General features: G+C 75.4%; 7 protein-coding genes. 4 read left to right on the top strand and 3 right to left on the bottom strand.

The window, feature by feature from the left end; genetic code table 11:
* Both IEJ02_RS32110 and IEJ02_RS32105 read right to left on the bottom strand, forming a co-directional pair.
* Positions 1-276: nitrilase-related carbon-nitrogen hydrolase (locus IEJ02_RS32110; protein WP_317985977.1), on the bottom strand; the 276-nt coding region annotated here is incomplete at its 3' end.
* Between the two features lie 616 nt (positions 277-892).
* Positions 893-3451 carry a hypothetical protein gene (locus IEJ02_RS32105; RefSeq protein WP_191068032.1) on the bottom strand — a complete coding sequence of 853 codons (2559 nt, stop codon included), beginning with the start codon at positions 3449-3451 and terminating at the stop codon, positions 893-895.
* Positions 3452-3614: 163 nt separating this feature from the next.
* Here IEJ02_RS32105 and IEJ02_RS32100 point away from each other — a divergent pair, with 163 nt between their 5' ends.
* Genes IEJ02_RS32100 through IEJ02_RS32090 form a run of 3 tightly spaced genes read left to right on the top strand, consistent with a single transcriptional unit; the run spans position 3615 to position 6206 of the window.
* The gene (locus IEJ02_RS32100; protein ID WP_191068031.1) at positions 3615-4076 is read left to right on the top strand and encodes a MarR family winged helix-turn-helix transcriptional regulator; all 462 of its coding nucleotides are present in this window, start codon (positions 3615-3617) and stop codon (positions 4074-4076) included.
* Complete coding sequence (locus tag IEJ02_RS32095) at positions 4073-5596, top strand: MFS transporter (RefSeq protein ID WP_191068030.1); 1524 nt, start codon at positions 4073-4075, stop codon at positions 5594-5596. Before IEJ02_RS32100 ends, IEJ02_RS32095 begins: the two co-directional genes overlap by 4 nt.
* Positions 5597-5648: 52 nt before the next feature.
* Positions 5649-6206, top strand: coding sequence for an isochorismatase family protein (locus IEJ02_RS32090; protein WP_191068029.1), 558 nt, complete (start codon positions 5649-5651; stop codon positions 6204-6206).
* Positions 6207-6276: 70 nt separating this feature from the next.
* Here the strand turns inward: IEJ02_RS32090 and ggt are convergent, their stop codons facing one another.
* Positions 6277-8079: a gamma-glutamyltransferase gene (gene ggt / locus IEJ02_RS32085; RefSeq protein WP_191068042.1), complete on the bottom strand. Its 1803-nt coding sequence runs from the start codon at positions 8077-8079 to the stop codon at positions 6277-6279.
* A 307-nt stretch (positions 8080-8386) separates the two neighbouring features.
* On the opposite strand from ggt, the gene IEJ02_RS32080 reads away from it, so the two are divergent.
* Entirely contained in the window at positions 8387-9142 is a 756-nt protein-coding gene (locus IEJ02_RS32080; RefSeq protein WP_137980018.1) for a hypothetical protein, read from the top strand.
* Positions 9143-9155 lie beyond the last annotated feature (13 nt).

Below are 9155 nucleotides of genomic sequence, written 5' to 3'. Positions count from 1 at the left end.
CTCGAAGACGGGGACGACGATCACCATCCCGGTCTCCCGGGCGAGCGTCCGCATCCGCCGCACGGTCGGCCCGTCCGGCACCGCCTCCGCCCACCGGTAGTGTTCCGCCTCCTGCACCTGGCAGAAGTACGGCGCGTTGAACACCTCCTGGAAGCCGATCACCTTGGCGCCCTGGGCGGCCGCCTGCCGGGCGTGTTCCTCATGCTTCGCGATCATCGATTCGGTATCGCCGGTCCAGGTGGCCTGGACGAGAGCGGCACGTACGAGGTTGGCCATGATCAGCTCCTCAACCTGTGTCTACGCACGTAGAATCCGGCTGTGAAGAACGTAAGAGCGCACTGACCACTCTGGCAATACCGCCGCCGTTACTCAACAAAGACGATCACGTTTCGTGTTTTGTCGGGCTTGGTTCGGGCTTCTCAGCTCGTTCGAGTGCGGGTTTCGTCTCGCGCCTTCGGCGCATTTGAGCAGCGGGGCAGGGGGTGGGGGCACGGGCCGCGTCGCCGAGCGCCGGGCCAGCGGGTGCGGGCGCCGGTGGCGGCAGCCGCGCCCGGCCGCCGAGGCCGATGCCGAACTGACGGCCTCTCCAGGTACCCCTTGAAAAAACACTTGATCTGAAGCAACTAATTCCTCAAACGTTTTTGGGAGGGGTACCCCAACCCCTCCGCTGTCCGACGCCGCCCCCAGCCCTCGGCCGGGGAAGCCGCCACCGGCGGCCACACCCACCGGCCCGGCGCCCGGCGGCGGCGGCCGCGCCCCCACCCCCGCCGNGCCCGGCGGCGGCGGCCGCGCCCCCACCCCCGCCGCCGCTGCTCAAATGCGCCGAAGGCGCGAGACGGCGTCGCACCCGACCGAGCCGACCAGCCCGAACGACTCCCACTCCGCGCGAGCGTCAGGCGAGGCCGGGGACGCCTGGCAGGCGTGCGGTGCGGAGGGCGTGGGCCAGGTCGTGGTGGGTGCTGGAGGAGACCCCGGCGGCCACGTCGAGCAGCAGGGGCACCAGCGTGGCGGGGTCCTCGGCCGCCGCTCGCGCCGCGTCCTCCGGCGTACGGGCCCGTACGAGCGCCGCCAGCAGGAACGCGGCCCTGCCCGGGGCGCCCGCCGCGAGGAGCGCCATCGCGGTGTGGGCCACCTCGGGGACGGGGCGCGAGACGCTCTGCCGCAACAACCCCTCGCCGTCGGCCTCACGGTCCGCCGCGAACAGCGCCTCGGCGGCCGCGGCGAGCTGCGCGGGCGGCAGGCACGCCGTCTCCCACAGCAGCGTGGACACATCGACCCCGAGGCCCGCGCGCTCCAGCTCCTCCGCGAGCACCGGCAGCCGCGCGGCGGGCCAGATGGCGGCCTCGTACAGCACGACATGGGCCTCGCCCGAGCGGCCCTCGGCCCGGAGCCGGCCCAGCCGCGCGACCGCCTCCTGGGCGGCGCGCCGCGCCGCCGCGCGCTCCGCCGCCTCGCGTGCGAGCCGCCGCCCGTCGTCCGCCCCCCTGTCCCGCCGGTGACGCTTGCCGCCCCCTCCGCCCTCGTACGCCCCGGCGAACCGCGCCCCGCGAGGAGTCGCGCGCCCCCCGGTTCCGGCCTCCGCCGGGGCAGGTTCGGGCGAGGCCGACGTCGGCGCCCCTGCGGCGCCCTCACCGTCGGCCCCGGCAAACCGCGCCCCGCGAGGAGTCGCGCGCCCCCCGGTTCCGGCCTCCGCCGGGGCAGGTTCGGGCGAGGCCGACGTCGGCGCCCCTGCGGCGCCCTCACCGTCGGCCCCGGCAAACCGCGCCCCGCGAGGAGTCGCGCGCCCCCCGGTTCCGGCCTCCGCCACGGGAGGCCCGGGCGAAGCCGACGTCGGCGGCGCCACGGCGGCGCCCCCGTCACCGGCCTCAGCAGACCGCGCCCCGCGAGGTCGCGGAGCCGCGTCCGCCTCCTCCACCCCCGCGAACCGCGCCCCGCGCGGCCGGGGCCGAGGTCGGGCGTGGGCAGGAACGGGCGCGGGCGCGGTCGTCGTCGGCTCCGGGCCCTGCGCGGTGGGCTCGAAGGACGCATCCGCGGCGGACGCCGAGGCGCCAGCGGGGACGCCCGGCGCCATGGGCCCCGCCGCCAGGGTCGTCGCCGCGCCCTCCGGGGTCGGCACCCCGGGCGCCGCCCCCGCATCCTCCGCCCCCGCGAACCGCGCGCCGCGAGGTCGCTGCCTCGTGGGGGCAGGAGCGCGCTGGGCGGTGCCGGGGCCGGGAGTCGTCGCCCAGGGCTGAGCGGGTCCGTCGCCCCCGGCGGCTGCAGGCTCGCTGCCGGGGAGGGCCGACGCCGACTCGCTCTCCGCCGACACCGAGGCCACCGGCGCGTCCGATGGCACGGCGCGTCCGAGCGACGCGACCCCGGAGCCGGTAGCCGCCCCCGCAACGCCAGAACCCGGGGCCGCCCCCGCGGTGCCGGGGCCTGTGGCCGCCCCCGCAACGCCGAAGCCCGGAGCCGCCCCCGCGGTGCCGGAGCCGGTGGCCGCCCCTGCGGTGCCAGCGCCCGTGGGCACCCCCGCAACGCCAGGACCGGTGGCCGCCCCTGCGCTGCCAGGGCCCGTGGGCGCCCCTGCGCTGCCAGGGCCCGTGGGCGCCCCTGCGCTGCCAGGGCCCGTGGGCGCCCCTGCGCTGCCAGGGCCCGTGGGCGCCCCTGCGCTGCCAGGGCCCGTGGGCGCCCCTGCGCTGCCAGGGCCCGTGGGCGCCCCTGCGGTGCCGGGGCCCGGGGTCGGCCCCGCAACACCGAAGCCCGTGGCCGCCCCCGCAACGCCAGGACCGGTAGCCGCCCCCGCGACGCCAGAGCCCGTGGGCGCCCCCGCGGTGCGGGGGCCCGGGGCCGCCGCTGCGGGGGCGGCGTGCTCCTCTTCGTACGCCATCGCGAACCTCGCCGCGTGCGGGCGCCCTCCCCGGCCGGCCCCGCCCGTCGCGGGCGCACCTGCGAGGGGGCCCGGCGCCGCGGACTGGGCGGCCAGGCGGGCGTGGAGTTCTTCCGTGCGGGCGGTGGCGCGCTGGTGGTCGTCGTGGGCCCAGGCCAGCTCCGTGGCGAGGCGGTCCCGGGCGGCCGGGTCGTCGGCGGTGGACAGGGCCGACCGGAGGTCGGCTTCGCGGCGGGCGGCGTTGTGCCGTTCGCGGAGCATGCCGTCCAGGCGGTCCCGGAGGGCCTCGCGGCGGCCGGGGCCGGCGTCGTGGGCCGCGACCGAGGCGCGGTAGAGGGTCGCCGCGCGGGACGCCGCCTCCTGCGCGACCCCGGGGCCGTGCTGGGCGGAGAGGTCCTGCAGCAGGGACTGGACGAGGTCCCACGGCGGCACCTCGAGGCCGTCGAGACAGGCCCGCAGCCCGTCCGGGTCGCGCAGGGCGAAGACGCCGTACCAGCCCGCCCCCGCGTCCAGCCGCCTCGTCAGCGCCCTCAGATACGTCGCGAACTCCTCGACCTCGGCCGGGAGTTGCCCGCCCGCCATGGCCACCCCTCCCTCGGACGATGGACGATGCGCAACCCGAGGCCACGCATTCGACACCCTGCGTGTTACGGGACCGGTTACGGCTGTGCTACGGGCGCTTTTCCTGCTCCGCACACGACAGGCAAACTTGCAAGTTTGCCTGTCGATTTCCTATGCTCTCACCATGACCCCGCATGAACGAACGCCCATCGCGGCCGACCCACGGCCGGAGGAGCACCTCGCCGTCGACCTCGCCGGCGTCGTCACCCAGCTGATGCGCCGCATGCGGGCGGCCTCCTCGCAGGGGGCGCTCACCCCCTCCCAGCGCGCCGTGCTCAGCCGGCTCTCCAACGACGGGCCGGCCACCACCGCCGCGCTGGCCCGCGCCGAGCTGGTCCGGCCGCAGTCGATGCGCATGATCCTGGCGGCGCTGGAGGAGCAGGAGTTGGTGGAGCGGGCCCCGCACCCCACCGACGGACGCCAGGTGGTCTTCTCGAGCACCGAGCGGGGGCGGCAGGCGATCACCTCCGTACGGCAGGCCAAGCAGAGCTGGCTGCTCGACGCGATCGACACCCGCCTCGACGCCGAGGAGCGCCGCACCCTCGCCGAGGCCACCGACCTCCTCAAGCGACTGGTCCAGGAATGACCGACACCGCGGGAAAGCCCGCCATACCGGCGGCCGGGACGACGGGCGGGACGACGGGCGGGACGACAGCCGGGACGACAGCCGGGGCGACGGGCGGGAGCCATGCCCCCGCCGATCCCTTCGGCCCCCGGCTGATGACCCCGCTGCTCATCGGCTCGGTCCTCAACCCCGTCAACTCCACGATGATCGCCACCGGCCTGGTGGCCATCGGCCACGACTTCGGGGTCGGCGCCGCCCAGACGGCCTGGCTGGTGGCCTCCCTCTACCTCGCCAGCGCCGTGGCGCAGCCCGCGATGGGACGGCTCGCGGATCTGCTCGGTCCGCGCCGGGTCTTCCTCTCCGGGCTGCTCGTGGTGTGCGCCGCCGGGCTGGTGGGCGCGCTCGCGCCCGCGTTCGGCTGGCTGATCGCCTCGCGGGTGCTGCTCGGCATCGGTACGTCCGCGGCCTATCCGGCGGCGATGGCGCTGCTGCGCGCCCAGTCCTTCGCCACCGGGCGCGAGACGCCGCGCCCCGTGCTCGGCCGGCTCTCGCTCACCTCGCTCGGCAGCGCGGCGGTCGGACCGGTGCTGGGCGGGGCGCTCACCGCGACGGCCGGATGGCGGGCGATCTTCGCGGTCAATGTGCCGCTGGCACTCATCGGCATCGCGCTCGCGCTGCTCTGGCTCCCCAGGACCCGCGTGGCGAGCGGGGAGGACGGCGGCGCGGCGAGCGGGGAGGATGGCGGCGCGGCGGGCGCCGGGGCCCGGACGGCGGGCGCGGCGTTCGATCCGCTCGGGATCGCGCTGTTCACCGCCACCCTCACCACCCTCATGATCTTCCTGATGGACCTGGAGCGGCCCAACTGGGCGCTGCTGCCCGTCGTCCTGGTGCTCGCCGGCGTCCTGACCTGGTGGCAGCTGCGCCGCCCCCGCCCCTTCATCGATCTGCGGATGATCGGACGCAACCGCTCCCTCGCCCTCACCTACCTCCGGCACGGCACGGCGTACCTGGTCATCTACATGGTGATGTACGGCTACGCGCAGTGGCTGGAGGAGGGGCACGGCTACTCCGCCTCCCGCGCGGGCCTGATCATGCTGCCCATGTCGGGCGCGGCCGCCGTGTGCTCCCTGCTCGGCGCCCGGACGAAGGGCATCTACGCGCCGCTCGTCCTCGCGGCCGTCCTGCTCGCCGCCGGGAGCGGGGTGCTGCTGCTCGCCGACGAGTCCACCCCACTGGTCGCGCTGCTGCTGGCCGCGGTCCTCTTCGGGCTGCCGCAGGGGCTGTCCTCGACCGGCAACCAGGCCGCCGTCTACACCCAGGCCCCGCCGGACAGCGTCGGCGCGGCGGCCGGGCTCCAGCGCACCTCGCAGTACCTGGGCGCGATCACCGCCGCCGGGCTGATCGGGCTCTTCTACGGGCAGCGGGCGACCGCCGCCGGGCTGCACGGCATCGCCATGGTGGCGGGTGCGCTCAGCCTCGCGGTGCTGGTGCTGACCGCCACCGACCGGGCTCTGCGCGGCCGCGCCCGTACCCGCACCTGACCACCACCTGCCGTTCCCTCATACGCCCCGCAGACCCACCCCAGGAGGCACCGTGCCCGCCACCACGCTCGACCCGAACACCGCCCTGGTCCTCGTCGACCTCCAGAAGGGCATCACCGGACTGCCCACCGTCCACCCCACCGCCGAGGTCGTCGAGCGCGGTGCCCGGCTGGCCGCCGCCTTCCGCAAGCGCGGGCTGCCGGTCGTCCTGGTCCGGGTGGTGGCCGGGGCTCCGGGCCGCACCGAGGCGCAGCGGAGCGGGGGCGGCGGGGAGTTCCCGGCCGACTTCGCCGACCTCGCGCCGGAACTGGGCCGCGAGGACGGCGACATCGTGGTCACCAAGCACACCTGGGGCGCCTTCCACGGCACCGACCTCGACCTGCAGCTGCGCCGCCGCGGGGTGACCCAGGTGGTGCTCGGCTCCATCGCCACCAGCATTGGGGTGGAGTCCACGGCCCGTGGGGCGTACGCGCACGGGTATCACGTGACCCTCGCGACCGACGCCATGACCGACATGGACGGGGAGGCGCACCGCAACAGCGTCGAGAAGATCTTCCCCCGGCTCGGCGAGACGGACTCCACGGACGCGATCATCGGCCTGCTGGGCTGACGGACGGCTGACACGCAGGAGTACGGCGGGCTACGGAACCTTCAGCCCGCCGTACCGCCGCCGTACCTGGTCAGCCCTTCGGGCTCACCACCATCGCCGAGCCGCCGCCCCGCCGTTCGGTCTCGGCCGCCGCCAGCCACCGTCCGCCGGACAGCCGCTGCACCCCGGTGGCCGCCCCGATCTCGGGGTTCTGCTTGAAGGAGTGGCCGAGCGCCTCCAGCTTGGCGCGCTCCGGGCCGTTCCACAGCCCCGGTTCCAGCTCCGTCTGGGCCGCGTTGCGCTGGCTGGCCCGCGGTGCGGCGATCGCGTCGACCAGCGGCATGCCCCGGTCGAGATGGTTCAGCAGGGTCTGGAGCACGGTGGTGATGATGGTCGCCCCGCCCGGGGAGCCCAGCGCCAGCACCGGCTTGTGGCCGTCCAGCACGATCGTCGGCGACATGGACGAGCGCGGCCGCTTCCCCGGGCCCGGCAGGTTCGGGTCGTGGACGGCGGGGTCGGCGGGCGCGAAGGAGAAGTCGGTCAGCTCGTTGTTGAGCAGGAAGCCACGGCCGGGGACGGTGATCCCGCTGCCGCCGGTCTGCTCGATGGTGAGGGTGTAGGCCACGACGTTGCCCCACTTGTCGGCGACCGTGAGATGCGTGGTGTTCTCGCCCTCGTACGTGGTCGGGGCGGCGTGGCCCCGGGTGTCGCAGGAGCCGGGCCCGGCCGGGTTGTTCGGGTCACCGGGCGGTACGGGGCTCTTGAGCACCGCGTCGTCCTTGATCAGGCAGGCCCGGGAGTCGGCGAACCGCTGTGAGGTGAGCCCCTTGGTGGGGACGTCCTCGGCGGCGGGGTCGCCGACCCAGCGGCCCCGGTCGGCGAAGGCTATCCGGCTGGCCTCGATGTAGCGGTGCAGATAGTCGACGTCGCTGAGCTTGGAGAGATCGGTCTTCTCCAGGATGTTGAGCGCCTCGGCGACGCTCGTGCCGCCGGAGGACGAGGGCGCCATGCCGTACACGTCCAGACCGCGGTAGTCGGTCCGGGTCGGGGCCTGCCGCTTCGTCCCGTAGGAGCGCAGGTCCTCGGCGGTCAGATCGCCCGCGCGCACGACGCGCTGCGCCTTCGGGTCGACGGGCGGCTTGCGCACGGTGTCGACGATGTCGCGGCCCAGCTCGCCCTTGTAGATGGCGCCGACGCCCTTCTCGGCCAGCAGCGCGTAGGTACGGGCGAGGTCGGGGTTGCGGAAGGTCGAGCCGACCGCCGGGGGCTCGCCACCGGGCAGGAAGAGCTTGGCGGTGGCCGGGAAGTCCTTGAAACGGGCCTGGTTGTCGGCGGTCTGCTGACGGAAGGTCGGGTCGACCGTGAACCCGTCGCGGGCCAGCCGCTCGGCGGGCTTCAGCACCTGCCCCAGCGATCGGGTGCCCCAGTCCTTCAGGGCGTCGTTCCAGGTGGCGGGGGTGCCGGGGGTGCCGACGCTCAGCCCGCTGGTGACGGCGTCGGCGAACGGCAGCGGTTTGCCGTCCTTGCCGAGGAAGAGCTTCTGGTCCGCGCTGCGGGGCGCGGTCTCGCGGCCGTCGAGGGTGTAGACCTTGTGCCGCTTGGCGTTGTAGTAGACGAAGTATCCGCCGCCGCCGACACCGGCCGAGTACGGCTCGGTGACCCCGAGCGCGGCGGCGGTCGCCACCGCCGCGTCCACCGCGTTGCCGCCGTGCCGCAGCACGTCGATCCCGGCCGCCGAGGCGTCGGGGTCCACGCTGGAGACCGCGCCGCCGTAGCCGACGGCCACGGGCGTCTTGGCGGGAGCGCCCTTGGCGGCCGTCTTGGCGGGAGCGCCCGTGTCGGCGCTTCCGTGCCCGGCGGCACCGGCCGGGGCGACGCCCAGCACCGCGACCATTCCGGCCGCGACCGCGAGCGCGGGCAACCGGCGCCGGACGGCCGCCGCGGCGGACCCGGCGGATGCGGCGGACCCAGCAGCCCCGGCGGATGCGACGGTGGTGGTGGACCTGGTTGACGATGCGGCTGGTCGTGCGGCGTGCCCCATCCGTGACCTCCAAGCGAAACGACAGGGGCCGGAGCCTACCCGCGAGCCACGCACCCCCAACAGGGGTGGATCGGTCCCCCATCCGTTCATGTGTCCGTTTCGGCGCTCGTTCATCCGTACGCTCGAACGTGTACCCGGTCGGCCGCTACGATGCGCGGCCATGACAGACACGCTGCAGGACCTGATCGCCTCCGCGGCCGCGCTGATCGTGGGCCTGGCCGCCGGCTGGGCCGTGCACTCCGCGTCCGCGCGCCGCAAGCGCGCCCGCGAGCAGCGCTTCTTCGGTCTGCCGGACGGTTCGGAGTGTGTGCTGGTCACCCACCGGGACAGCACCTCGGCCCACTGGAGCATCCCCCGCCATGACGCGCTGGCGCTGCTGGGGCTGGCGTCGGTGGTGGAGAACTGCGGGGCGCACGCCGAGGTGGCCCCGCATGACACGGGGCTGCAGGGCTTTGGGGCGCGCACCGAGTTCTGCGTCGGCGATCCGACCGCGCACCGCAGGCTCGCCGCCCATATGACCAATCTCCTGCCGGGCGTCACCGTGCACCCGGGGGACGACTCCGGCACGGACCGGGGGATGTTCACCATCGCCGGTACCCACTACCGCCCGGAACCGGGCGCGGTCGAGCATGTGCTGCTGGCCCGGCTGACGGCGGGCGAGGAAAGCCGCCCGGTCTTCCTGGCCGCCGGTCAGCGGCCGGTCACCCATCGCGCCGCCGTACGTCACCTCGTCCGCAACCGCGCCCGGCTGGCCCGGAAGTACGGCGCGCAGGGCTCCTTCTGCCTGCTGCTGAAGGTGGTCAACTCGCAGGCGTACGGCCCGGATCTGGTCGAGGTGGTCGCGGATGTGACCAAGCCCGCGACCACCTCGGCCGGCCCGCGCGCCGCCGCGAAGGCGGCCGCGAAGGACGACTGAGGCGGCCAAGGAC

The organism is Streptomyces sp. 5-10 (genome assembly GCF_014712245.1).
Lineage (GTDB): Bacteria > Actinomycetota > Actinomycetes > Streptomycetales > Streptomycetaceae > Streptomyces > Streptomyces violaceusniger.
Note: the sequence above shows the minus strand (reverse complement) of the source record. Positions and strands in the feature narration are given on the sequence as shown.